The following is a 25,715-nucleotide window of genomic DNA, read 5'->3' on the forward strand; positions in this document are numbered from 1 at the left end:
AAATCAATCCGCCATTTTCTCACAGGCCCAGCATGTATTCACTCGCGTTTTCGATTTTGTTTGTCTCCTTCCTCATTTTGACGCTGCTGGTGCGCTTCTGGCTCGCCTCGCGCCATATCCGCCACGTGCTGCGCCACCGCGCCGCCGTGCCGGCCGAATTCGCGCAGACCATCCCGCTGGCGGCCCACCAGAAAGCGGCCGATTACACGGTGGCCAAGACCAAATTCGGCCTGCTGGGCCTGCTGATCAACACGGTGGTGCTGGTCGGCTTCACCCTGCTGGGCGGCCTGCAGTGGCTGTCGGTGGCCGTGTACCAGTACACCGGCCCCGGCATGACGTACCAGCTGGCCCTGATGGCCGGCTTCGCCCTCATCACGGGCCTGATCGACCTGCCGTTCGACTACTACAAGCAATTCGGCATGGAGCAGCGTTTCGGTTTCAACAAGATGACACCCGGCCTGTTCTTCGCCGACCTGCTCAAGGGCGTGGCGCTGGGCGCCGTGATCGGCCTGCCGCTGGTGTGGGTGGTGCTGACCTTGATGGACAAGGCCGGCGGCCTGTGGTGGCTGTACGCGTGGTTCGTGTGGAGCGGCTTCCAGCTGCTGATGATGGTGCTGTTCCCCACCGTGATCGCACCGCTGTTCAACAAATTCACGCCGCTGGCCGACGAAGCCCTGAAAGCGCGCATCGAAGGCTTGATGGCGCGCGTGGGCTTCGCTTCCAAGGGCCTGTTCGTGATGGACGGCTCCAAGCGCAGCGCGCACGGCAACGCTTACTTCTCCGGCTTTGGCGCCAACAAGCGCATCGTGTTCTTCGACACCCTGCTGGCCCGGCTGGCGCCGCAGGAAATCGAAGCGGTGCTGGCGCATGAGCTGGGGCACTTCAAGCTCAAGCACATCATCAAACGCATCGCCATCATGTTCGCATTGTCGCTGGCCTTCCTGGCCCTGCTGGGCTACCTGAAAACCCAGCTGTGGTTCTACACGGGCCTGGGCGTGGACCCGCTGCTGCTGCCGGGCCAGAACAGCGACGCCATGGTGCTGCTGCTGTTCATGCTGGTGCTGCCCGTGTTCACCTTCCTGCTGGGGCCGTTGACCTCGCTCAGCTCGCGCAAGCATGAATTCGAAGCGGACGCGTTCGCGGCCCGCCACACCGACGCCAACGACCTGGTGACGGCGCTGGTCAAGATGTACGAGGACAACGCCTCCACGCTGACGCCGGACCCGCTGCACTCGGCCTTCTACGATTCGCACCCGCCGGCCAGCGTGCGTATCCGCCAACTGAAACTGGCGGCATGATGGAGCGCGCCATGACCACCACCGCCGACCTGCTGCAGGCACGCTGCGCCCACGCCACGACCGCGCTGGACGAGGCCGGCGTCACCGGCCTGCTGGCCCAGATCCCCGGCTGGCGCCTGGAGGACGGCCGGCTGTGCCGCGACTTCCCATGCGCCGACTATTACCGCACCATGGCCTTCGTCAACGCGCTGGCCTGGATCAGCCACCAAGAAGACCATCATCCCGAATTGACCGTGACCTATAACAACTGCCGGGTACGCTACCACACGCATTCCGTCAACGGCGGGCGCGGCGGCCTGTCCCACAACGACTTCATTTGCGCGGCCAAGGCCAGCGCCCTGGCGCAGGCTCAGGACATGGCGGTGCCAGCATGAGCCGCGGCACCACCGTCCGCGCCACCATCATCGCCGCCCACGGCCGCCACTACCTGGCCGACGCGGACGGCTTGCGGCTGCAATGCGTCACCCGTGGGAAGAAGACCAATGTGGCCGTGGGCGACCGGGTGCAGGTCACGCTGACTTCGCCCGACCAGGGTGTGATCGACAGCATTGATGAACGCGACACCCTGCTCTACCGCTCCGACCAGTACAAGTCCAAACTGCTGGCGGCCAATGTGAGCCAGCTGTTCATCGTGGTGGCCACGGAACCGGGCTTCACCGACGATCTGGTGTCGCGCGCGCTGGTGGCGGCCGAAGCGGCCGGCATCACGGTCCGCCTCATCCTCAACAAGACGGATGTGACGGAATCGCTGGCCAAGACCCGCGCGCGCTTGCAGCCTTACGCGGCGCTGGGCTACCCGGTGCATGAAGTATCGGCCAAGGGCCGGCCCGAGGAAACGGTGGCCATGCTCACGCCGCTGCTGGCGGGGCAGTCGTCGATCCTGATCGGCCAGTCGGGCATGGGCAAGTCGTCGCTGATCAACCTGCTGGTGCCGGATGCCGACATCGCTGTGCGCGAAATCTCCGCCGCGCTCGACACGGGCAAGCACACCACCACCTTCACGCGGCTGTACAAGTTGCCGGCGCTGGGCGAGGGTTCGGCCATCATCGACTCGCCCGGTTTCCAGGAATTCGGTTTATACCATTTGAGCGAAGGCATGCTTGAGCGGGCTTTCGTCGACTTCGCGCCCTATCTGGGCCACTGCAAGTTCTACAACTGCCGGCACTTGATTGAGCCGCAATGCGCCGTGCTGGCCGCTGTGGAGGAAGGCAAGATCGCCCGCATGCGGCATACGCTGTACGGCCAACTGTTGCACGAATCGTCGCAGACCTTGTATTGACCACATGGCGCCCGCGCGCTTGACAGGGCGCTGGCGGGCATCATGACCAAATTCTTTCAATAGTTTCGAAATTGAAATACTATCGAAACACGCACGTATTTTCGTGTCTGCTGGGGAGTTGGTCATGAAAAAAATTCTGATTTCAGTAGCTCTTGTTGCCGCGTTCTCATTCTCGGCCCACGCACAGACGGCGGCCCCCGCCGCTGCGGCGTCGGTCAACGCCGTATGCAAAGATGGCACGCCCTACAGTGGCGCCACCTTGAAAGGCGCCTGCCGCGGACATGGCGGCGTGGATAAGAAAGCGGCGGCCGCATCTGCGCCTGCGCCGGCGTCGGCATCCGCACCGGCAGCAGCGCCAGCACCGGCTGCGGCGCCAGCGGCGGCGGCTGCAAAACCGGCGAAATCAGCGCCACCAGCCCAGGCGGCGGCAGGTGGCGGCGCGGGCAAGGTCTGGGTCAACTCCTCGTCGAAGGTGTACCACTGCCCCGGTGACCGCTACTACGGCAAGACCAAGAGCGGTGAATACATGAGCGAAGCGGACGCGCAAGCAAAAGGCAACCGCGGCGACCACGGCAAGGCCTGCGCCAAGTAACACCGTCAAGGGTTAAGCAAGTTTGAAGTTGAAGAAGGTTGGGGGCGGATCCGGCAACCCGCCAAATTGGCATGATGCCGGCTCTGCCCCCACAGTCGCGTGCCCCCTACAGCCGTCGTATGCCCCCGCAGTCGCAGTATGCTCAGGAAGACATGCTCAGCCGAGCTTTTCCTTCAGAAATGCGGCAATGAAGGGCGTCGCCGCTGCGGCCGCCGTCGAGGCCATGGACGGATCGATGCCCATGCGCTCAGCCAAGGCCGCCGTCACTTTACCGGTCAAGATACCCTCGCCGCCTTCCACCAGCGAATGGAAAAACCCGTCGCCCCGGACCAGTCCGGCGGCAAACGCGGCAAAGAAATTCCGCCCCGTATGCGCGCCCGTCGCGCTGGCCTGTTCTTCAACGTGCGCATGGGTGGTATCGACCGCGTGGCTCAGCATTTGCTGCGCGTCCTCCGCGCTGATACCTTGGTCCGTCAACGCCTGGGTAGCCTGCGCCCCATGGCCCGACGCCAGAAATTCCGAAAAAAGTTGTTGCGCATCCATGGAACACCCTCCTGTAGAAGTGACTGTTGGAGCAATCCGACATTCGGTGCGATCCAGCTGACCATCACAATGGCTTGCTCATCGCCAACCTTTTGCGTACAGCGCGGAAATACCGGCAAACGCAAAGGCCAGAATAGCCATTTCTGATATTCACTGTCAACAGCGGAGAGCTGCAATGGACGGCCCGGCGAGCGCGGCGCCGCTGTCCGACCATGCGTACCCTATCGAATCCGACTCGGCGGTTTGGGGGTCAGTTCCCCTGGTACTGACGGGCGTATAAATCCATACCCGCATCGTCTCCGTCCAGGTCTATTTTTCGTTCGAACCGCAGCCCCAGCTTTTTCAGCACGCTAGCTGACGCGATGTTGGCGGGCTCCACCAATCCGACGATGCGCTGAATACCGTGCGCGCCAACCCCTTGCCGCATGAGCGCCGCTGCGCTCTCGGTCGCAAAGCCCTTGCCCCAGCATTCCGGAAGAAAGCGATAGCCAATGTCCACTTCTTCCAGGTCTTCCAGATATTTCAGGCCACTGAATCCAATCAAACGCCCGGTCTGTTTTTCTATACAGGCCATGCGTCCAAATCCATGCACCGCATAATCACGCAGCGGCCGAGTCAACAGAAGGTGGCGAGCATCGTCCAGCGATGCCACTGGCTGTTCCCCGGTATGACGCAAAATATCAGGATGAGAAACGAGCGGGAAATACTCCTCGGCATCGTCCAGCGTAAATGGCCGAAGAATAAGTCGTTCGGTTTGTATCGAATATATAGATTTAGATGAATTCACAGCGATTCTTTTCATAGATGCGTGCCAGCACGGATGCGGCCCGCGTGAAATGCTTGACCACCTAGTCAGTAATTGCCCGCAAGCGCGCAAGGGCGTCCTCGACAACGAATTCCGGCGCCGCCTCGACACGTTTGGCCTTGCGTGCATCACGCCCCACTGGCTTGGCGTCAGACCAGGCAGCCATGTCGGCATGGCGCCGGCGCGGACGGGTCGCACTGTGCGACCAAATCGGCCAGCGCATATGAAGGCTTGGCCGCCTTCAATAAAACGCCCTCGGGTAGCACATTGACGCTGAGTTTGTCGCCCAGGGAAACCTTGAGCAAGCCAGGCAGTTCAGCAGGCAAACGAACCGCCGCGCTATTTCCCCATTTCTGGACTGATAATTCCATGGCCCCTCCCAATGTCGATACATTGTAGATCCGCAAAAAGTCACCGTCTACGCATCCTCACAGTGCGATGCCTGAGCGATTGAAAAATATCACCGCCGCCGGTCGCGCAAACGCCGTCATGAGGTATTACAATGCTTTGAGGCAATAAATCCTCGCCGGTTCGCCGGCGCCGGTCCCACCTGTCCGAGGCAAACGATGGAAATGTTCGCGGTCGACGAAGCGGTAGCGCAATGGGAAGTGGCCCTGCTGCCCCTGCGTGGCCAAGCGCGCCTGCCGCCGCTGCTGTGGCTGGCCTGGCATCTGCGCCAGCGCGATCCGGCCCGCGCCGCCGCCTTGGGCGACGAAGCCCAGGCCCTGCTGGCCGGCGCCGCGGCCGAACAAACGTGCGCCCCACTGGCCCGGCTGCAGCTGGTGCGCGGCGAAAGCCTGTGGCTGCAAGGCGACCTTGATGGCGCGGCCGCCCTGGCCGACGCCGCCCATGCCACGCTGTGCGCTCTGCACGACCTGGCCGGTTGCGCCGACGCCCACTGGCTGCGGGCCTGGATCGCCATCGACCGCGGCGACCACCAGCGCCGCGACGAAGAACTGCAGCTGGGACTGGAAGCGGCCCAAGGCGCCGGCGACCCGCTGCGCGCCGCGGTGCTGGAGGCCACCATGGCCCGCTGGGACGTGCTGCACGATGCCCGCGCCGCCCAACAACGCTGGGGCCAGCGCATGGAACAACTGGGCGCCGGCGCGGCGCCGGCTGCCGCCGCCTGGATCAGCGACTTCCAGGGCCTGTCGGCCAGCTTGCTGAGCCAGTTCGGCACGGCCGCAAGCCACCACATCCAGTGCTACGAGGCGGCCCTGGGCACGGGCCAGCTGCGCGCCGCCATCACGGCGGCCACCAATATCGGCGAGGATTTCACCAACCTGAACGACCACCACGCGGCGCTGGAATGGATGCAGTGCGCGCTCGACCTGGCCCGCCCCACCGGCTGGCCGCGCAGTGTGGGCGCCTGCATGATGCACACGGCCGACACCATGCGCCGCCTGGGCCGGCTGGACGCGGCCGAGGAATTGCTGCGCGAGGCGCTGACCATCCTGGCACCCCTGTCGGGCGCGCGCAGCTACGCGGTGGCGCTGCTGTACCGGGGTGAACTGGCGCTCGACCAAGGCCGCTACGAACAGGCGCTGGAGACCTTCGGCCAGCTCGAACAACGGGCCGATGCCCTGCAGCAGGCCGACTTCCAGACCGTGGCCCGGCGCGGCCAGGCCCACGCGCTGTGTTTCCTCGGCCAGGGGGAGGCAGCCCTGGGCATGGCGCAACAGGCCGTGGCGCTGGCCGCCGCGCAGGCCAACACGTACCATCACATCGCCGCGCTGCGGGTACTGGCGCTGATCCACGGCCAACACCACCTGCCCGCGCCGGACGGCATGACCGAGCGCAACGCCACCCTGCACTATCTGCACCAGGCGCTGGCCGTGGCCGCCACCATCGAAGGCTACACCCTGCCTGGCGACCTGCTCGACGCGCTGGCGCGCGAGTACGCCCAGGTGGGCGACTACGCCCAGGCGTACGAGACGGCGCTGGCGGCCAGCGCCGCGCGCGACAAGACCCACAGCCAGGAGGCCACCAACCGCGCCATCGCCATGCAGGTGCATCACCAGACCGAACACGCGCGGGCCGAGGGCCAGCACCACCGCGAACTGGCCGCCTCCGAGGCGCGCCGGGCCGCGGTGCTGCAGCAGACCAGCGACACGCTGGAGCGCCTGTCAGCCATCGGCCAGGAGATCACCACCCACCTGGATGCGGAGGCCGTGTTCCAGGCGCTGGACCGCCATGTGCAGGCGCTGCTGCCGGCCGACACCTTCGCCATCTACCTGACCGATCCGGGCGGCGCCTCGCTGAGCCGCGCGTTCGGGGTGGAATCGGGCCGGCCGCTGGCCGTCAACACCATCCCGCTCGACCACCCGCACGCCCACTCCGTGCGCAGCCTGCGCGAACGGCGCGAAGTGTACGTGGAACACGCGCCCAGCGCAGGCCCCAGCACGTTCACGCCGGGCACGCTGACCAACCTGTCGGCCCTGTTCTCGCCCATGCTGGTGGGCGAGCGGGCGCTGGGTGTGATGACGGTGCAGGCGCTGCGCCCAGGCGCCTACGGCGAACGGGAACGATTGATCTTCCGCACCCTGTGCGCGTATGGCGCCATCGCCATCGACAACGCCCAGGCCTACCGCCAGCTCAAGGACGCGCAGGCCCAGTTGCTGTCACAGGAAAAGCTGGCCGCGCTGGGTTCCTTGATGGCCGGTGTGGCGCACGAACTGAACACGCCGATCGGCAACAGCCTGCTGATCGCCAGCACCCTGGCCCAGAAGACGGAGGAGCTGGAGCGCCGCGTGAACGGCCCCGGCCTGCGCCGCTCCGACCTGGGCGCCTACGTGACGGACGCGAAAAAAGCGTCGGAGCTGGTGATGCGGGGCCTGACCAGCGCAGCCGACCTGGTCAACAGCTTCAAGCAGGTGGCCGTGGACCGCACCACCGAGCAGCGCCGCACCTTCAACCTGCACCAGGTCGCGCACGAGCTGATCGCCACCATGATGAACCGCATCCGCGCCTCCAACCACGGCATCGCATCGGACGTGGCCGAGCACATCGCGCTCGACAGCTACCCCGGCCCGTTCGGCCAGGTGATCGCCAACCTCATCAACAACGCCCTGCTGCACGCGTTCAAGCCCGACCAGACGGGCGCCATGTGGCTGCGCGCGGCCACCCCGGCCGAGGGCCGGGTGCTGGTCACCTTCGGCGACAACGGCAACGGCATCGCGCCCGAGCACCTGTCGCGCATCTTCGACCCGTTCTTCACCACCAAACTGGGCCAGGGCGGCAGCGGCCTGGGCTTGTCAATCAGTTACAACATTGTCACCTCGCTGCTCGGCGGCCAGATCAGCGTGGCCAGCGGCGCCGACGGCACCGTGTTCAGCCTCGATTTACCCCTGACGGCCCCCCAGCACGACGCGGCCAGCGCCCAGCGCATCTACCATTGAGCTGCCCGCGCGCCACCACGGGGCGGGACAGCGGTCGAACCTGTATAGACAGCATAATCTGCCATCGTTAGACCGTTACACCAAATTCCCTTTATAATGGATCGGCTATGCTGGCCGCCCGGGCACACCGCCACGCGCCCACGCCCCCTATTCGTTGTGACCATGTCTATCCAAAAACCGATCAAACACTATCTGCAGTTTTCCGACTTTACGCTGGCCGAATACGAGTACGTCATCGAGCGGGCGCACCTGATCAAACGGAAATTCAAGAACTACGAGATCTACCATCCCCTGATCGACCGTACGCTGGTGATGGTGTTCGAGAAAAATTCGACCCGCACCCGCCTCTCGTTCGAAGCCGGCATGCACCAGCTGGGCGGTGCGGCCATCTACCTCAACACGCGCGACTCGCAACTGGGCCGCGGCGAGCCGGTGGAAGACGCCGGCCAGGTGATGAGCCGCATGTGCGACATCATCATGGTGCGCACCTTCGGCCAGGACATCATCGAGCGTTTCGCCGCCAATTCGCGCGTGCCGGTGATTAACGGCCTGACCAACGAACACCACCCGTGCCAGGTGTTCGCCGACATCTTCACCTTCTACGAACACCGCGGCCCGATCGCCGGCAAGACCGTGGCCTGGATCGGCGACGCCAACAACATGCTGTACTCCTGGCTGCAGGCGGCCGAAGTGTTCGGCTTCCACGTCAACGTGTCCACCCCCAAGGGCTACGACATGGACATGTCGCTGGTGTCGACCGACCGCTATACCTTCTTCGCCAACCCGTCCGACGCCTGCCAGGGCGCGCACCTGGTCAACACGGACGTGTGGACCAGCATGGGTTACGAGGCCGAAAACGCGGCCCGCATCGCCGCCTTCGACGGCTGGATCGTGGATGGCGCCAAGATGGCGCGCGCCGCGCCCGACGCCCTGTTCATGCACTGCCTGCCGGCCCACCGCGGCGAGGAAGTGGCGGCCGAAGTGATCGACGGCCCGCAGTCGGTGGTGTGGGACGAGGCTGAGAACCGCCTGCACATCCAGAAGGCGCTGATCGAATACCTGCTGCTGGGCCGCCTGGACAGCAAAGAATAACCGTAGAACCGTAGATTGGAATCGAAAATGAGCGACATCAAAAAAGTGGTCCTGGCCTATTCGGGCGGACTGGATACCTCCGTTATCCTCAAGTGGCTGCAGGATAACTACCAATGTGAAATCGTCACCTTCACGGCCGACCTGGGCCAGGGCGAAGAACTGGAACCGGCCCGCGCCAAGGCGCTCAAGTTCGGTATCAAGCCGGAGAACATCTACATCAACGACGTGCGCGAGGAATTCGTGCGCGACTTCGTGTTCCCCATGTTCCGCGCCAACACCGTGTACGAAGGTGAATACCTGCTGGGCACCTCGATCGCCCGTCCGCTGATCGCCAAGCGCCTGATTGAGATCGCCAACGAGACCGGCGCCGACGCCATCTCGCACGGCGCCACCGGCAAGGGCAACGACCAGGTGCGCTTCGAGCTGGGCGCCTACGCACTGAAACCAGGCGTGAAGATCATCGCTCCATGGCGTGAATGGGATCTGCTGTCGCGCGAGAAGCTGCTGAAATACGCGGAAGACGCCGGCATCGAGATCGACATGAAGCACAAGAACGGCGGCGCGCCCTACTCGATGGACGCCAACCTGCTGCACATCTCGTTCGAAGGCCGCCACCTGGAAAACCCCAGCGCGGAAGCGGAAGAATCGATGTGGCGCTGGACCGTCAGCCCGGAAGCGGCGCCCGACGCGGCCGAATACCTGGATATCGAATACGAAAAGGGCGACATCGTGGCCCTGAACGGCGTGCGCCTGTCGCCGGCCGCCGTACTGACGGAACTGAACCGCCTGGGCGGCAAGCATGGCATCGGCCGCCTGGACCTGGTGGAAAACCGCTACGTCGGCATGAAGTCGCGCGGCTGCTATGAAACGCCGGGCGGCGCCATCATGCTGAAGGCCCACCGCGCGATCGAATCGATCACGCTGGACCGCGAAGTGGCGCACCTGAAGGACGACCTGATGCCTCGTTACGCCTCCATGATCTACAACGGCTACTGGTGGGCGCCTGAGCGCGTGGCGCTGCAGACCCTGATCGACCACACCCAATCGACCGTCAATGGCTGGGTGCGCGTCAAGCTGTACAAGGGCAATGTGATCGTCGTGTCGCGCGATTCCAAGACCGACTCCCTGTTTGATATGAACATCGCCACCTTCGACGAAGACGGCGGCGCCTACAACCAGGCCGACGCCGGCGGCTTCATCAAGCTGAACGCGCTGCGCATGCGCATCGCCGCCAACGCCCGTCTCAAGCGCGGCCAGTAATCCGCCAGCAGGCAGCGGGAGCCACGCGCTCCCGCCACCACGGGCCGCTCTCGTAGCGGCCCGTTTCTTTTTGGGGGCGGCGCGCGCCTACGCCGCAACACGCCCCTCGCGCCGCGCCCGGCAAAATGTTACATTGCCATCATCTTCCCTCTGCCGCGCACCGGAGCCACCGTGACCAAAGACCTGAGCATCAAAAGCAAACTGTATCTGGCCTTTGCCGCCATCCTGGGCCTGATCCTGATCCTGCTGATCATTTCCTACGCCAATTTCCAGCGCCTGTCCGAAGCGAGCGGATGGGACCGCCACACGCTCGAAGTGCTGCATGAAAGCGACCAGGTCGACATCGTGGCGCTGGAAATCCAGGCCAATGAGCGGGGCTACCTGCTGACGGGCGAACAGCGTTTTCGCGACAGCGCGGCCAACGAAACGCTGTTGCGCCAGCATGTCGACAAGCTGCGCTCACTGACGGCCGATAATCCGGCCCAGCAGGAGCGCATCGCCAAACTGGGCAAGCTGTTCGACGGCTGGTTGACGGAGGTGGTGCGGCCGGTGGTGGCACGCCGCGCCGAGGCCGACAAGCGCGGCGCGACCATGGACCTGAACCAGATCGCGCCCTTGATCGCCACCGGCTTGAGCCACGTGACCGCCATCGAAGGCTTGCTGACCGAGATCAGCGGCGAGGAGGAAAAGCTGCTGGCCGTGCGCGCCCGCCAGTCGGCCCAGCTGCAGCAGAACATGCAGCTGACCCTGACGGCCGGCGGCGTGCTGTGCGTGGCCGCCGCCTTCATCGTGGCGTGGCTGCTGGCGCGCGCCGTGCTCGATCCGCTGGCGCGCCTGATACAGGCCGTGAGCGCCATCGCGGCCGGCCAGGCCGGCGTGCGCGCCGACGTCAGCGGCAAGGATGAATACAGCGAAGTGGGCCGGGAATTCAACCGCATGGCGCAAGCCATCGAAGATAACCTGGCGCGCGAACTGGCCGCCACCAACACCCTGCGCGCCAAGGTGGACGCGCTGCTGGGCGTGGTATCCAAGGCCGCCGCCGGCGACCTGACGGGCCAGGTCACGGTGACCGGCGAGGACGCCGTGGGCCAGCTGGGCCATGGCGTGGCCGCCATGCTGGCCAACCTGCGCGCCTTGATCAACAACGTGCAGAAGGCCGGCATCCAGGTCGCCAGTTCGGCCACGGAAATCGCCGCCTCGTCGCGTCAGCAGGAGGCAACGGGCGTGGAACAGGCCCAGACCAGCGTCGAGATCCTGTCGACCACCAAGGAAATCTCGGCCAACACCAGCGCCCTGCTCAAGACCATGGAACAAGCCACCGCCGTGGCCGACTACACCACCAGCGCCACCGCCGACGCCCAGGCCAATTTGCGGCGCATGGATGGCACCATGCAGCACATGGTGGCCGCCACCGACTCCATCAACGCCAAGCTGGCCGCCCTGTCCGAAAAGGCCAGCAACATCAACAGCGTGCTGGTGACCATCACCAAGGTGGCCGACCAGACCAACATCCTGTCGCTGAACGCGGCCATCGAGGCGGAAAAGGCGGGCGAGGCCGGCCGCGGCTTCTCCGTGGTGGCCACCGAGATCCGCCGCCTGGCCGACCAGACCTCCGTCTCCACCTGGGACATCGAACAGATGCTCAAGGAGATGCAGTCGGCCGTCTCGGCCAGCGTGATGGGCATGGATAAATTCTCCGAGGAGATCCGCCGCAGCGTGGGCGAAGTGCGCCAGGTGACGGAGCAGTTGTCGGGCGTGATGGACCAGGTGCAAAAGCTGGCGCCCCAGTTCGACGCCGTGTTGCAGGGCATGCAGTCGCAAGCCGTGGGCGCCGAGCAGATTTCCAGCACCATGGGCCAGCTCAACGACGCCACCCAGCAGACCGTCGAATCGCTGAAGGCCACCAGCGAGGCGGTGCGCCAGTTGCAGTACGCGGCCGGCGACCTGCAGTCCAGCGTCGCCAGTTTTACCGTCGCCGCCTGACGTGGCGTCCCCTTCCTGCCGGAGCATTCCATGCTGAGTAACCTGAGCGTTCGCAAAAAACTGTTTTTCAGCGTGGGCGCCATCCTCGCCATCGTCCTGGTGCTGTTGACCACGGCCTATATCAATTTCGCGCGCCTGTCCGAAGCGAGCCGGCTGGACCGGCACTCGATGGAAGTACTGCAGGCGCTGGACCGGCTGCACACGGACCTGCTGCAAGTGCAGGTGGAAGCGCGCGGCTACTACCTGACGGGCACCGAGCAGCGGCTGGTGCGCACCAACGCGGAACTGGCCGACCTGCCCGCCTCCGTGCAACGCCTGCGGACACTGACAGCCGACAACCCCAACCAGCGCTCCCACCTGGACCAGTTCGACGCCGGCCTGCGGACGTGGATCAAGGACGTGCTGGAACCGCAACTGGAGCGGCGCCGCAGCCTGGGCGACCGGCCCGACGCCGCGTTCACCCTTGCGCGCATGCCGGAGCTGGCGCACGGCAGTCCCCTCACGGCCAGGCTGAACGCGATGCTCGACGACGCCCGCGCCGAGGAAAAGCGCCTGCTGGGAGAGCGCTCGCAAGTGGCGGCTCAGCAGCAGCAAACGATGGTGCTGGTGTTGACGGTGGGCGGCTTGCTCTGCCTGGCGTCCTCCATGCTGGTGGCCTGGCTGCTGGCGCGCGCCCTGCTCACGCCACTGGGCGGGTTGACGGCGGCCGTGGGCCGCATCGCGGCCGGTGAATCAGGCGCGCGTGCGCCCGTGCTGGGGCGCGACGAACTGGGACTGGTGACGCAGGAATTCAACCGCATGGCGCAAGCCATCGAAGATAACCTGGCGCGCGAACTGGCCGCCACCAACACCCTGCGCGCCAAGGTGGACGCGCTGCTGGGCGTGGTATCCAAGGCCGCCGCCGGCGACCTGACGGGCCAGGTCACGGTGACCGGCGAGGACGCCGTGGGCCAGCTGGGCCATGGCGTGGCCGCCATGCTGGCCAACCTGCGCGCCTTGATCAACAACGTGCAGAAGGCCGGCATCCAGGTCGCCAGTTCGGCCACGGAAATCGCCGCCTCGTCGCGCCAGCAGGAGGTGACGGGCGTGGAACAGGCCCAGACCAGCGTCGAGATCCTGTCGACCACCAAGGAAATCTCGGCCAACACCAGCGCCCTGCTCAAGACCATGGAGCAAGCCACCGCCGTGGCCGACTACACCACCAGCGCCACCGCCGACGCCCAGGCCAATTTGCAGCGCATGGACGGCACCATGCAGCACATGGTGGCCGCCACCGACTCCATCAACGCCAAGCTGGCCGCCCTGTCCGAGAAGGCCAGCAACATCAACAGCGTGCTGGTGACCATCACCAAGGTGGCCGACCAGACCAACATCCTGTCGCTGAACGCGGCCATCGAGGCGGAAAAGGCGGGCGAGGCCGGCCGCGGCTTCTCCGTGGTGGCCACCGAAATCCGCCGCCTGGCCGACCAGACCTCCGTCTCCACCTGGGACATCGAACAGATGCTCAAGGAGATGCAGTCGGCCGTCTCGGCCAGCGTGATGGGCATGGATAAATTCTCCGAAGAGATCCGCCGCAGCGTGGGCGAAGTGCGCCAGGTGACGGAGCAGTTGTCGGGCGTGATGGACCAGGTGCAAAAGCTGGCGCCCCAGTTCGACGCCGTGTTGCAGGGCATGCAGTCGCAAGCCGTGGGCGCCGAGCAGATATCCAGCACCATGGGCCAGCTCAACGACGCCACCCAGCAGACCGTCGAATCGCTGAAGGCCACCAGCGAGGCGGTGCGCAAGTTGCAGTACGCGGCCGGCGACCTGCAATCCGGCGTGGGCAACTTCACGCTGGCGGCATAAGGTGGCGCGATCATGAAACAGCTGCTCTTTCACATCGGCGCCGACCGCTACGCGCTGCGCCTGCGCGACGTGGTGCGGGTGCTGCCGCTGCTCGAACTCAAGCGGCTGCCACTGGCGCCGGAAGCCGTGGCCGGCCTGATGGATTTCCACGGCCAGTCCGTGCCCGTGATCGACTTGAGCCTGCTGGCCGGCATGGCGCCGGGCCAGCAGCATTTCGATACCCGCATCCTGCTGGTCCACTACCACGCGCCGGACGGCGCCCCCCATGCGCTGGGATTGCTGGCCGAACGGGTGTTGGGCATCGCCGAGGTGGATCCGGCGGCGCTGGCCGACAGCGGCGTGCGCGCTGCGCCCTTCCTGGGCCAAGTGGCCAGCGACACCACCGGCATCGTGCAACTGGTGGAGCCGGACCAATTGCTGTCGCCCGCACTGCGCGCCATCCTGTTCCAGCCGGAGGCCGCCGCGCCATGAACCCGCAGACCATCCTGCGCCAGGCCACCGGCCTGAACCTGACAAAGGCGGTGGCCGAGCGGGCCATGGCCAGCCGCATGGAGCGGCTCGGCGTGGCCGAGCGCGAGGCCTATCTGGCCGCCCTGTCGCAGGAAGAGCTGACGCAGCTGGTGGAACTGGTGGTGGTGCCGGAATCGTGGTTGTTCCGCGACCCGGTGGCGTTCCAGGCCGCCGTTATCCACGTCAAGGCGATCCTGTCGGGCGCGGACGAAGGACGGATCGCGCGCATCCTGTCGGTGCCCTGCGCCGGCGGCGAGGAACCGTATTCGATGGCCATGGCGCTCAGCGACGCCGGCGTGCCGCCGCAGCGTTACACCATCGACGCCTGGGACATCAGCCCGGCCTGCGTGGCGCGCGCCCAGGCCGGCGTCTATGGCCGCAACGCCTTCCGCAGCGACGACCTGCGTTTTCGCGAACGCCACTTCACCCGCGTTGGCGAGAACGAGGAGTATGGCATCGACGACGCCTTACGCAACAAGGTGCGCTTCCGCCAGGGCAGCCTGTTCGCGCTCGACGCGGGCAGTTTGCCGCGCTACGACATCATCTTCTGCCGCAACCTGCTGATCTATTTCGACAAGCCCACCACCCAGGACGCCGCCACCCGTCTGAGCGCCCTGCTGGCGGACGACGGCCTGCTGTTCGCCGGTTACGCGGAAGTGCCGGCATTCTGCCAGCACGGCTTCGCACCGCTGCAGTTTCCGCGCGCCTTCGGCTTGAAGAAGGAAGGCGCGGCGGCGCCGGATACGCCGGCCAGCGCGGCCGCGCGCATGGCGGTAACGCACGCGCGGCGCGCGACCACGGCCCGCACGCCGGCCACCGCCAAGCCGCCAGCCACGAGCCGCCCCGCCGCCCCGGCGGCGACGGCAACGAAAGCGGCGACGACAGCGGCGGCGACAACGACGACGACGGTGCCCGCGCCGGCCGCCACCACGGCCGCCTTGCTGGAACAGGCCCGCAAGCTGGCCGACCAGGGCCACTTCGAGGAAGCCGCCAGCGCATGCCAGACCTGCCTGGCGCAAGCGCCCGATGCGGCCGACGCCTATTTCATCCTCGGCCTGCTGGACGAGCAGGCGGGCCAGCAGGCCAAGGCGGAACAGCACTGGCGGCGCTGCATCTACCTGCGCCCCGACCATTACGAAGCGCTGTGCCACCTGGCCCTGCTGGCCGAACACAACGGCGACCCGGCTGCCGCCGCGCTGAAGGCACGCGCGGCGCGTGTCTACCAGCGCCAGCAGCCATCCTGAAGGAGAACCGATGACGACACTGGACAGCCCTATCCTGGTCAACTGCTGGAACCGCATCGGCGTCAGCGGCGACCAGAGCTGCGACAAACTGGCGCGCCACATCCACTGCCGCAATTGCGACGTGTATGCCGACGCGGCCCAGACCAACATGCGGCGCGCCGTGGGCGACAGTTACAAACGCGAATGGGCCGACCACTTCCGCCGCGTGGACGACGACAGCGTCCTGCTCGACGCCTCCTGCCTGGTGTTCCGCATCGGCCGCGAATGGCTGTCGCTGCCCACCGCCATCCTGCAATCGGTGGCGCCGCAGGCCGCGCCGCACCGGCTGCCGCACCGTCACGCGCCCGAACTGCGCGGCATCGTCAATGTCGGTGGCACGATCTACCCCTGCATGTCGCTGGCCGCCCTGCTGGGCATCGACGAAACGGAAAGCCTGGCAGCCAACGGCCGCCACATCTTCGCCCGCCTGCTGGTGGTGCGCTGGGATGAACAATCGTACGCGCTGCCGGTGGCGGACCTGCACGGCATCGTGCGCTACGCATCGGCCAGCGTGCAGCCGCCGGCCGCCACCATCAACAAGGGCTTGCAGCGTTACCTGTCCGGTGTGCTGTCGCACGCCGAGATGCACATCGGCTGCCTGGACGCGGCCCTGATCGGCCACCAACTTGCGAGGACCTTACGATGAGCCAGGACCAGCATGGCGATTTGAGCCAGTTCTCCATGCGCGACCTGTTCCGCATGGAGGCCGACAGCCAGACCCAGATCCTGACGGACGGCCTGCTGGCGACGGAGCGCCTGAAGGGCGACGCCGGCGCGCTGGAGGCGATGATGCGCGCGGCCCACTCGATCAAGGGCGCGGCCGCCATCGTGGGGCTGGACCTGGTGGTGCAACTGGCGCACGGCATGGAGGACAGTTTCGTGGCCGCCCAGCAGGGCCGGTTGCAGTTGACACCGAACCGGGTCGACGCGCTGCTGGCCGGGGTGGACCTGATCCTGCAGATCGCGCGGCTCGACGACAGCAACGCCGACGCCTGGCTGGCCGCCAACGGCGCGCCGATCCAGACCACCATGGAACTGATCGCCAACCTCGCCTTCCTGCCGGAGCCTGCGCCCATCGCACCAGCCGCCACCGTCGCGTCGACGGCGCCGCACGCGCCAACGACGCCGATGACGCAGGAAGCACCGGCGGCCGTGATCGCGCCTCCCGCAACGGAGGCTCCCGCCGCAGCCGCCCCGCTCTCCCCGGCCGTGGCAGCGTCCGACGATGGCGCCACCCACGCCGCCCCGCGACTGCCCGCCCCGCTCAAGGCAACCCAGAATTTCGACCGCCTGCTGTCACTGGCCAGCGAGGCCCGCATCAACGCGCACCAGCTGCATCCCTTCATCCAGGACCTGCAGCGCTTCAAGCGCAACCAGAGCAGCCTGTTCTCGCTGGTGGAACAGCTGCACGAAGCCATCGCCAACAGCACCGACGCCAGCCTGAAGGAGAAGTCGCTGCTGGCGCTGCAAAAGACCCACCCGCTCAAGCAATTCCTGCTCGAACACATCGCCGACATCGAAGCCTACGAGCGGCGCATGCTGGCCGTGTCGCAGAACATGGTGGACGAAGTGCTCACGCTGCGCATGCGACCGTTCCGCGACGGTGTGCAGGCGTTCCCGCGCATGGTGCGCGACCTGGCGCGCGGCATGGGCAAGGAGGTGCACCTGGAAATCGTCGGCGAGGACACGCTGGTGGACCGCGACATCCTGGCCCGCATCGAAAGCCCGCTCAACCACATCCTGCGCAACGCCGTCGACCACGGCATGCAAACGCCGGCCGAACGCATCGCCGCCGGCAAGCCCGGCCTGGGCACCATCGTGCTGGAGGCGCGCCACCGCGCCGGCATGCTCAGCATCGAAATCCACGACGACGGGCGCGGCGTGGACCTGGAAAAGATCCGCGCCACCGTCATCGCCCGCAAGATGGCCGCGCCGCAGATGGCGGCCGCCCTGTCGCCGTCCGAACTGCTGGAATTCCTGTTCCTGCCCGCCTTCAGCCTCAAGGAAAGCGCCAACGAGATCTCCGGCCGCGGCGTCGGCCTGGACATCGTGCACGAAACCATCCGCGAGCAGAATGGCACCGTCAGGCTGGAATCGGAACTGGGCCAGGGCTTCCACACCTCGATCACGCTGCCGCTCACGCAATCGATCGTGCGCGCGCTGGTGACCGACATCAAGGGCGAGGCCTACGCTATTCCCATCGTCAAGGTCGAACGCGTGCTCAAGGTGCCGCCGGCGGCCATCCACACACTGGAAAACAAGCAGTTCTTCGACTTCGGCGGCGAGCATCTGGGGCTGGTGTCGGCGGCGCAGGTGCTGGAGCTGGGCGAAATGGAAGCGGGCGGCGAGGACCTGCCGGTGGTGGTCATCGGCGGCGGCGCGCGCCGTTACGCGCTGGTGGTGGACGCCATCCGTGGCGAACAAAGCCTGGCCGTGCAAGCCATCGATCCCATTTTCGGCAAGATGCGCGACATCTCGGCCGCCGCCCTGCTCGACGACGGCGAGCCGGCGCTGATCCTGGACGTGCCGGACCTGCTGCTATCGATCGACAAGCTGCTGCACGAAGGCGGCCTGCACCAGCTGGCGCGGACCGACCACGCGGGCCGGCGCCGCATGAAGCGCATCCTGGTGGTGGACGATTCGCTCACCGTGCGCGAGATGGAACGCAAGCTGCTGCTGGGACGCGGCTTCCTGGTGGACGTGGCCATCGACGGCATCGACGGCTGGAACGTGGTGCGCAGCGGCGAATACGACCTGGTCATCACCGACGTCGACATGCCGCGCATGGACGGCATCGAGCTGGTCACGCTGATCAAGAAGGACGTCCACCTGCACAAGCTGCCGGTGATGATCGTGTCCTACAAGGACCGGCCGGAAGACCGCGCGCGCGGCCTGTCGGCCGGCGCCGACTATTACCTGACCAAGGGCAGCTTCCACGACGAGACGCTGCTGGACGCCGTCTCCGACCTGATCGGGGAGGCGTCACTATGAAAATCGGGATCGCCAACGACGTGCCGATGGCGGCCGAGGCGCTGCGCCGCGTGGTGGCCAGCACGGCCGAACATCAGGTGCTGTGGATCGCCCGTACCGGCCTGGAGGCGGTGCGTCTGTGCGCCGCCCACCGTCCCGACCTGATCCTGATGGACTTGAACATGCCGGAGCTCGACGGTGTGGAAGCCACGCGCCAGATCATGGAGCAGTCGCCGTGCGCCATCCTGGTGGTGACGGGCCAGCCACAGGACAACGTCAACCAGGTGTTCCGCGCGCTGGGCGCGGGTGCGCTGGATGTCACGGCCACCCCCGTGCTGCAGGGCGGCGCCGGCGGCGATGCCCAACTGCTGGCCAAGATCCACACCATGGACAAGCTGATCCGCCACAGCGGCGGCAGCCAGGCCATGCAGCCGAAAACCGGCAACGGCCAGCCGGCCGCGCCGGCCGCCATCACCACGCTGGTGGCCATCGGCGCCTCCACGGGCGGCCCGGCGGCCGTGGCCGCGATGCTGGCCGGGTGGACGGCGCCCCCCAACTGCGCCATCGTGGTGGTGCAGCACATCGACCAGAATTTCGCCGACAACTTCGCCAAATGGCTGGGCGAGCAGCTGGCCATGCCGGTGCGGGTGATTGCCGACGGCGACGAGCTGCAGCCCGGCGCGGTGCTCATCGCCAAGAGCAACGACCACTTAACGCTGGATCAAAATGGACGCTTGGGGTACGATGCAGCTCCACGCGACTATGCCTACCGGCCCTCGGTGGATGTGTTTTTCCACTGCGTGGCCCAGCACTGGCGCGGCGCGGCGATTGGCGTACTGCTGACCGGCATGGGGCGCGATGGCGCCGAAGGCTTGCTGGCCCTGCGCCGTGCCGGCCACGCCACCATCGCCCAGGACCAGGCCAGCAGCGCCGTGTATGGCATGCCGCGTGCGGCGGCCGAACTGGAGGCGGCCCAGCTGGTGCTGCCGCTGGACCGGATCGGCACGCTGTTGCGCAGCACCACCGGCGCCAAACCATAAGCGCCACCCACGATCAGCAACCCGTTCAGCCCAGAGATATGCGATGTCCGATCTGATAAATCCTCCCGCCGACCAGGACCCGGCGCTCACCGCCTACAAGGTGCGGGTGCTGCTGGTGGACGACCAGCTGATCATCGCGGAAGCCGTGCGGCGCATGCTGGGCGACCAGCCCGACGTGGAATTCCACCACGAGACCAGCGCCGCGCGCGCGCTGGAAACGGCGCGCCAGTTGCAGCCGACCGTGATCCTGCAAGACCTGGTGATGCCCGACACCGACGGTTTCAGCCTGATCCGCCAATACCGCGAGGACGACACGCTGCGCCATGTTCCCGTGATCGTGTTGTCAGCCAAGGAAGACCCGAAACTGAAGGCTCACAGCTTCACCACCGGCGCCAACGATTACATGGTCAAGCTGCCGGACCGGCTGGAATTGCAGGCCCGTGTGCGCTACCACGCCAGCGGCTATATCAGCCGTCTGCAGCGCGACCAGGCGTTCCGCTTCCTGCGCGAGAGCCAGCGCCAACTGGCCGCGGCCAATATCGAGCTGCAGAAGCTGGCCGCGCTGGACGGTTTGACGGGCATCGCCAACCGGCGCCGCTTCGACGAGGCCCTGGCGCTGGAGTGGCTGCGCAGCCAGCGCGACCGCCAGCCCGTGGCGCTGATGATGTGCGACGTGGACCACTTCAAGATTTATAACGACAGCCATGGCCATCCCGCCGGCGACTTGTGCCTGAAGAAGGTGGCCGCTGTCCTGACCGAACATTTGAAGCGCCCGGCCGACCTGGTCGCGCGCTACGGCGGCGAAGAATTCGCCATTATCCTGCCCGAAACGGATTTGACCGGCGCACTGACCGTCGCCGAATCATGCCGCCGCCACCTGGAACAGCTGGCCATCCCCAGCCCGCAAGCGCCCCAATACGGCCGCGTCACCCTGTCGGCCGGTGTGGCCTGCGTGGTGCCGTCGCCGCTGGGCAGCGTCGAGGGTTTGCTGGAGCTGGCCGACCAGGCCCTGTACGCCGCCAAGCGCGCCGGCCGCAACCGTGTCATGAGCGCGGCCGACCTGCAAGGCACCTCCCCCAACGTTTAAGGAAGTCCGAAACATGAGTGCACAATTCGACCAGGTCAGCGTCACCAAGAAATCCAATATCTACTTCGATGGCAAGTGCGTATCGCACACGGTGCTGTTCGCCGACGGCAGCAAGAAGACCATCGGCGTAATCTTCCCGTCCAGCCTGACCTTCAACACGGGCGCGCCCGAAACCATGGAAGTGATCGGCGGCGTGTGCAAGGTGCGCCAGGCCGGCGCCACGGAATGGGTCACCTATGGCGCTGGCCAGCAGTTCCAGGTGGGCGCCAACACCCACTTCGATATCGAAACGGTGGAAACGCTGGACTACGTCTGCCACTTCGGCTGATCGTCGCTGGCCCGGCCCACGCCGGGCCACAGCGTCACACGAACACGGGCTCCGGCTCCAGCCGCACCCCATAGCGGGCCTGCACGTCGGCCTGGATCGCCTGCGCCAGCCGCACCACGTCGGCCCCTGTGGCGCCGCCATGGTTGACCAGTACCAGCGCCTGCTTGGCGTACACGCCGGCCGCCCCCAGGCTGCGCCCTTTCCAGCCGCATTGATCGATCAACCAGCCGGCCGCCAGCTTCTCGCTGCCGTCGGGCTGGCGGTGGTGCACCAGCGTGGGAAAGCGGACCAGCAAGTCCGCGCACTGCGCCGCGTCGACCACGGGATTCTTGAAAAAACTGCCGGCGTTGCCGATCTCGGCCGGGTCCGGCAACTTGCGGCGCCGGATCGCGATCACGGTGTCGGCCACCTGGCGCGCCGTGGGCGACACCCAGCCTTGTTCCGCCACGGCCTGGGCCAGTTCCGCGTAGCGCAGATTGGGCTGCCACGCACGCGGCAGCGCGAACGTCACATCCACGATGATCAAGTCCCGCCCCGCCGCATGCTTGAACACGCTGTCGCGGTAGCCGAAGCGGCATGCGGCCGCGTCCATGCTGCGGGTCTGGCCCGTGGCCGGGTCGAACACCGTCAGGCTGTGGAACAGGTCTTTGGTCTCCGCGCCATAGGCGCCGATATTCTGGATCGGCGCCGCGCCCACCGTACCGGGAATCAGCGACAGGTTTTCCAGCCCGCCCATGCCCTGCTCCAGCGTCCACTGCACGAAGTCATGCCAGTTCTCGCCGGCCGCCGCCTTCACGTAATGGTGCCCGGCGTCGCTGTGCAGCAATTCCCGTCCAGCCAGCGCGATGTGCAGCACCAGCCCGGCCACATCGCCCGTCAGCAACACGTTGCTGCCGCCCCCCAGCACCAGCCGCGGCAACGCGGCCAGGGCCGGATCGGCCAGCGCGGCGCGCAACTGGTCCAGCGCGACCACGCGCAGGTAAGCCTGGGCGCGGGCGGCGATGCGGAAGGTGTTGAGGGACTGCAGGGGAAACTGGTGCTGGAGGGCGGGATGTGGATGCATGAAGAAAACCAAAGAATTTGATCGATTATAGAGCGAAACGGACAAAAAACCACCGCCTGTATGGGGGCGCGCCCCACTTTGTCCGTTAAAATATCAGTCTTTGCGGCCGCCCGCGGCCCGCCACACCATTGAGGAATGAACCATGCCGTCGTTTGATGTAGTCTCCGAAGCCGATATGATCGAAGTGAAGAACGCTGTCGAGCAATCCAACAAGGAAATCACCACCCGTTTCGACTTCAAGGGCAGCGACGCGCGCGTCGAGCACAAGGAAAACGAGTTGACGGCGTTCGCCGATTCCGAGTTCCAGCTGAGCCAGGTGCGCGATGTACTCACCAACAAACTGGCCAAACGCAAGGTAGACGTGCGCTTCCTGGAGGAAGGCGACATCAAGAAAATCGGCGGCGACAAGGTCAAACAAGTGATCAAGATCAAGAATGGCATTGAATCTGATGCCGCGAAGAAAATCGTGCGTGTCATCAAGGACAGCAAGATGAAGGTGCAGGCTAGTATACAGGGTGAAGCGGTACGCGTGACGGGCGCCAAGCGCGACGACCTGCAAGCGGCCATGGCCCTGCTACGCAAGGATGTGCCCGACATGCCGCTCGAGTTCAATAACTTCCGCGACTGATCCCTGCCTTCCGGCGCCCGCGCGCGCCGTCACAAAGCTGTAGTACGCATGGAGTAGAATGGATGGAGCTCCATGCCGGTACTGCCGCGCGACCGCAACAGCCCTGGGCGCTCCAGCCCAGCGACCAACCTCGGTAGTCTAAGGATAGCAATGAAACGTGTTGATGATTTCCGCCTGCGATTTGGCAAAAACGAGTATGTGCCCATCATGGTCGGCGGAATGGGTGTCGATATTTCGACTTCGGAACTGGCGTTGGAGGCGGCCCGCCTCGGTGGCATCGGCCACATTTCGGACGCGATGGTGGAGGACGTCTCCGACCGCCGCTTCGATACCAGCTTCGTCAAGGAAAAGACCAAGCTGTACAAGTTCAACATTAACAACATGGACAAGGCCGTGGTCCAGTTCGACCTGGGCCGCCTGGCCGAGGCCCAGCGCCTGCACGTGGGCAAGACCATGGAAGCGAAGAAAGGTCCCGGCCTGATCTTTGTGAACTGCATGGAAAAGCTGACCATGAATGGTCCGCGCGAAACCTTACGCGTGCGCCTGAACGCGGCGCTGGACGCGGGCGTGGACGGGATCACGCTGTCGGCCGGCCTGCACTTCGGCTCGTTCGCGCTGATGGCCGACCATCCCCGTTTCCGTGACGCCAAGCTGGGCATCATCGTCTCGTCCGTGCGCGCGCTGCAGATCTTCCTGCGCAAGAACGCCAAGCTGGACCGCCTGCCCGACTACATCATCGTCGAAGGCCCGCTGGCCGGCGGCCACCTGGGCTTCGGCATGGACTGGGCCGAGTACGACCTGCACACCATCACGGCCGAGATCCTGGCTTACCTGAAGACCGAGCAGCTCGACATTCCCCTGATCGCGGCCGGCGGCATCTTCACCGGCTCGGACGCCGTCAGCTTCCTGGAAGCGGGCTGCGCGGGCGTGCAAGTGGCGACCCGCTTCACCATCGCCAAGGAATGCGGCTTGCCGGACAAGGTCAAGCAGGAATACATCAAGGCCACCGAGGACGACATCATCGTCAACGGCATCTCACCCACCGGCTACCCGATGCGCATGCTCAAGAGCACCCCAGCCATCGGCTCGGGCATCCGTCCCGGCTGCGAATCGTACGGCTACCTGCTGGACGCGACCGGCAACTGCGCCTACATCAACGCCTACAACCGTGAAGTGTCGGCCCATCCGGACGAAAAGAACATCGTGGTGATGGACAAGACTTGTCTGTGCACCCACATGCGCAACTTCAACTGCTGGACCTGCGGCCACTACACCTACCGCCTGAAGGACACCACCCACAAGATGCCGAACGGCGAGTACCAGTTGCTGAGCGCGGAACATGTGTTCAAGGACTATCAGTTCAGCGTCAACAATGAAATTGCCTTACCTGAGAAAGAATTCTAATCGGGCTTGACATTTTCCAAGTGGAAATAGAAAACGGCGCAGTCCTCGCGGGCTGCGCCGTTTTGCATTAGAGCGCGGTCAGGCCGCTCAGCCGTCCTTATTGATGCGTGCCGTCAGCGCGCCCAGTACCTCGTCGGCCCGCTCGTTGTCGACCTGGCAGGTGCCGGCGTTCTCATGTCCGCCGCCACCGTATTCCAGCATCAGCGCGCCAATGTTGGTGCGGGACGTGCGGTTCAGGATCGACTTGCCGGTGGCGAACACGGTGTTCTGGTTCTTCAGGCCCCACAGCACGTGGATCGAGATATTCGTCTGCGGGAACAGCGCGTAGATGATGAAACGGTTGCCCGCGTAAATCACGTCTTCCTTGCGCAAGTCCAGCACCACCAGGTTGCCATGTACGGTGGCGCAGCGGCGGATTTGCTGCTTGCACTTCTCGCTGTGCTCGAAGTACAGGTCCTTGCGCTCCTTGACGTCGGGCAGCGCCATGATCTGGTCTATCGTGTGGTTCTTGCAGTAATCGATCAAGTCCATCATCAGGTTGTAGTTCGAGATGCGGAACTCGCGGAAGCGGCCCAGGCCGGTACGCGCGTCCATCAGGAAGTTGAGCAAGTCCCAGCCTTCCGGATTGAGCACTTCCTGCTCGTTGAAGCGGGCCGCGTCGCCCTTGTCCACGGCCGCCATCATGTCGCCCCAGCTGGCCGGGAAGGCCTTGGTGCCGCCGTAATAGTCGTACACCACGCGCGCCGCCGACGGCGCCTCGGGGTGGATCACATGATTGGGGCGCTCGCCTGTGTTGCGGATCGTCTCGGACAGGTGGTGGTCGAACGCCAGGTGGACGCCGGCCACGAAAGGCAGATTGGTGGTGATATCGTTGGCGCTGATGGCAATCTTCCCGTCCTGCATATCCTTGGGATGCACGAACAGGATGTCATCGATCATGTCCAAGTGTTTCAACAACACGGCGCATACCAGCCCGTCGAAGTCGCTACGGGTTACCAGACGAAATTTTTTTGCTTCAGCTGACATGAAATGACCCTTTGTAGAAAGTACGCACACCCACGGTGCCCTGCTGCATGATACAACCGCTCAGCCCGGCCTGCCCAGCAATTGTGGCTAGACGTTGCATTGCATCACATCAGCGTCATGCCAACCCCGCCTTGCTCGGCAAATCAATGGCTGAAGACGAAAAAAAACCCCGCCAACACAAGAGTCGGCGGGGTTTTTTCGGATAACTAGCTTGACGATAACCTACTTTCACACTGGTTGCAGCACTATCATCGGCGCAGAGTTGTTTCACGGTCCTGTTC

The 25,715-nt window shown here is 65.4% G+C and carries 22 protein-coding genes and 1 pseudogene; 18 read left to right on the plus strand and 5 right to left on the minus strand.

All coding sequences use genetic code 11. From position 1 onward, the window contains the following. The first annotated feature begins 32 nt into the window (after positions 1–32). From H3H39_RS25260 to H3H39_RS25275, 4 genes are all read left to right on the plus strand, one after another. Positions 33–1,298, plus strand: coding sequence for a M48 family metallopeptidase (locus H3H39_RS25260; RefSeq protein ID WP_182157160.1), 1,266 nt, complete (start codon positions 33–35; stop codon positions 1,296–1,298). Between the two features lie 11 nt (positions 1,299–1,309). Next, positions 1,310–1,672, plus strand: a complete 363-nt coding sequence (locus tag H3H39_RS25265; RefSeq protein ID WP_182157161.1) for a 4a-hydroxytetrahydrobiopterin dehydratase — start codon at positions 1,310–1,312, stop codon at positions 1,670–1,672. Next, positions 1,669–2,577, plus strand: a complete 909-nt coding sequence (rsgA, locus tag H3H39_RS25270; RefSeq protein ID WP_182157162.1) for a ribosome small subunit-dependent GTPase A — start codon at positions 1,669–1,671, stop codon at positions 2,575–2,577. The genes H3H39_RS25265 and rsgA overlap by 4 nt, the downstream gene beginning before the upstream one ends. Before the next feature lie 124 nt (positions 2,578–2,701). Continuing rightward, positions 2,702–3,169, plus strand: a complete 468-nt coding sequence (locus H3H39_RS25275) for a DUF3761 domain-containing protein (protein ID WP_182157163.1) — start codon at positions 2,702–2,704, stop codon at positions 3,167–3,169. A gap of 156 nt (positions 3,170–3,325) precedes the next feature. Here H3H39_RS25275 and H3H39_RS25280 read toward each other — a convergent pair whose 3' ends face one another. From H3H39_RS25280 to H3H39_RS25290, 3 genes and pseudogenes are all read right to left on the minus strand, one after another. Further along, positions 3,326–3,712 carry a hypothetical protein gene (locus tag H3H39_RS25280; protein WP_182157164.1) on the minus strand — a complete coding sequence of 129 codons (387 nt, stop codon included), beginning with the start codon at positions 3,710–3,712 and terminating at the stop codon, positions 3,326–3,328. Between the two features lie 250 nt (positions 3,713–3,962). Next, entirely contained in the window at positions 3,963–4,514 is a 552-nt protein-coding gene (locus tag H3H39_RS25285; protein ID WP_182157165.1) for a GNAT family N-acetyltransferase, read from the minus strand. Between the two features lie 127 nt (positions 4,515–4,641). Beyond that, positions 4,642–4,888, minus strand: a pseudogene (locus tag H3H39_RS25290) (AbrB/MazE/SpoVT family DNA-binding domain-containing protein); the annotation flags it as partial. Positions 4,889–5,083: 195 nt separating this feature from the next. Here H3H39_RS25290 and H3H39_RS25295 point away from each other — a divergent pair. The 12 genes from H3H39_RS25295 (at position 5,084) to ppnP (ending at position 21,313) form a co-directional block, all read left to right on the plus strand. Continuing rightward, a complete protein-coding gene (locus tag H3H39_RS25295) occupies positions 5,084–7,915 on the plus strand; it encodes an ATP-binding protein (protein ID WP_182157166.1) in 2,832 nt (943 codons plus the stop codon). Between the two features lie 162 nt (positions 7,916–8,077). Next, positions 8,078–9,007, plus strand: a complete 930-nt coding sequence (argF, locus tag H3H39_RS25300; protein ID WP_182157167.1) for an ornithine carbamoyltransferase — start codon at positions 8,078–8,080, stop codon at positions 9,005–9,007. Positions 9,008–9,034: 27 nt separating this feature from the next. Beyond that, a complete protein-coding gene (locus H3H39_RS25305; protein ID WP_182157168.1) occupies positions 9,035–10,267 on the plus strand; it encodes an argininosuccinate synthase in 1,233 nt (410 codons plus the stop codon). A 171-nt stretch (positions 10,268–10,438) separates the two neighbouring features. After that, entirely contained in the window at positions 10,439–12,250 is a 1,812-nt protein-coding gene (locus H3H39_RS25310) for a methyl-accepting chemotaxis protein (RefSeq protein WP_182157169.1), read from the plus strand. Positions 12,251–12,280: 30 nt separating this feature from the next. Then, complete coding sequence (locus H3H39_RS25315; protein ID WP_182157170.1) at positions 12,281–14,095, plus strand: methyl-accepting chemotaxis protein; 1,815 nt, start codon at positions 12,281–12,283, stop codon at positions 14,093–14,095. A 12-nt stretch (positions 14,096–14,107) separates the two neighbouring features. Next, a complete protein-coding gene (locus H3H39_RS25320) occupies positions 14,108–14,566 on the plus strand; it encodes a chemotaxis protein CheW (RefSeq protein ID WP_182157171.1) in 459 nt (152 codons plus the stop codon). Then, positions 14,563–15,849 carry a CheR family methyltransferase gene (locus H3H39_RS25325; protein WP_182157172.1) on the plus strand — a complete coding sequence of 429 codons (1,287 nt, stop codon included), beginning with the start codon at positions 14,563–14,565 and terminating at the stop codon, positions 15,847–15,849. The genes H3H39_RS25320 and H3H39_RS25325 overlap by 4 nt, the downstream gene beginning before the upstream one ends. A gap of 10 nt (positions 15,850–15,859) precedes the next feature. Further along, positions 15,860–16,534, plus strand: coding sequence for a chemotaxis protein CheW (locus H3H39_RS25330; RefSeq protein ID WP_182157173.1), 675 nt, complete (start codon positions 15,860–15,862; stop codon positions 16,532–16,534). Beyond that, a complete protein-coding gene (locus tag H3H39_RS25335; RefSeq protein WP_182157174.1) occupies positions 16,531–18,879 on the plus strand; it encodes a hybrid sensor histidine kinase/response regulator in 2,349 nt (782 codons plus the stop codon). The genes H3H39_RS25330 and H3H39_RS25335 overlap by 4 nt, the downstream gene beginning before the upstream one ends. Continuing rightward, positions 18,876–19,898, plus strand: a complete 1,023-nt coding sequence (gene cheB, locus H3H39_RS25340; protein ID WP_182157175.1) for a chemotaxis-specific protein-glutamate methyltransferase CheB — start codon at positions 18,876–18,878, stop codon at positions 19,896–19,898. Before H3H39_RS25335 ends, cheB begins: the two co-directional genes overlap by 4 nt. A gap of 43 nt (positions 19,899–19,941) precedes the next feature. Continuing rightward, the gene (locus H3H39_RS25345; RefSeq protein ID WP_182157176.1) at positions 19,942–20,985 is read left to right on the plus strand and encodes a diguanylate cyclase domain-containing protein; all 1,044 of its coding nucleotides are present in this window, start codon (positions 19,942–19,944) and stop codon (positions 20,983–20,985) included. A gap of 13 nt (positions 20,986–20,998) precedes the next feature. After that, positions 20,999–21,313: a pyrimidine/purine nucleoside phosphorylase gene (gene ppnP, locus H3H39_RS25350; RefSeq protein ID WP_182157177.1), complete on the plus strand. Its 315-nt coding sequence runs from the start codon at positions 20,999–21,001 to the stop codon at positions 21,311–21,313. Positions 21,314–21,347: 34 nt separating this feature from the next. Here ppnP and murB read toward each other — a convergent pair whose 3' ends face one another. Continuing rightward, positions 21,348–22,376 (minus strand): UDP-N-acetylmuramate dehydrogenase, encoded by a 1,029-nt coding sequence (gene murB, locus H3H39_RS25355; RefSeq protein ID WP_182157178.1) that lies wholly within the window; start codon positions 22,374–22,376, stop codon positions 21,348–21,350. Between the two features lie 142 nt (positions 22,377–22,518). Here murB and H3H39_RS25360 point away from each other — a divergent pair, with 142 nt between their 5' ends. Both H3H39_RS25360 and H3H39_RS25365 read left to right on the plus strand, forming a co-directional pair. Then, positions 22,519–23,004, plus strand: a complete 486-nt coding sequence (locus H3H39_RS25360; RefSeq protein WP_182157179.1) for a YajQ family cyclic di-GMP-binding protein — start codon at positions 22,519–22,521, stop codon at positions 23,002–23,004. Between the two features lie 150 nt (positions 23,005–23,154). Then, positions 23,155–24,408 carry a nitronate monooxygenase gene (locus H3H39_RS25365; RefSeq protein ID WP_182157180.1) on the plus strand — a complete coding sequence of 418 codons (1,254 nt, stop codon included), beginning with the start codon at positions 23,155–23,157 and terminating at the stop codon, positions 24,406–24,408. Between the two features lie 87 nt (positions 24,409–24,495). Here H3H39_RS25365 and H3H39_RS25370 read toward each other — a convergent pair whose 3' ends face one another. After that, positions 24,496–25,434, minus strand: coding sequence for an exopolyphosphatase (locus tag H3H39_RS25370; protein ID WP_182157181.1), 939 nt, complete (start codon positions 25,432–25,434; stop codon positions 24,496–24,498). Positions 25,435–25,715 lie beyond the last annotated feature (281 nt).

This window comes from Rugamonas apoptosis (genome assembly GCF_014042355.1).
Taxonomy (GTDB): Bacteria; Pseudomonadota; Gammaproteobacteria; order Burkholderiales; family Burkholderiaceae_D; genus Rugamonas; species Rugamonas apoptosis.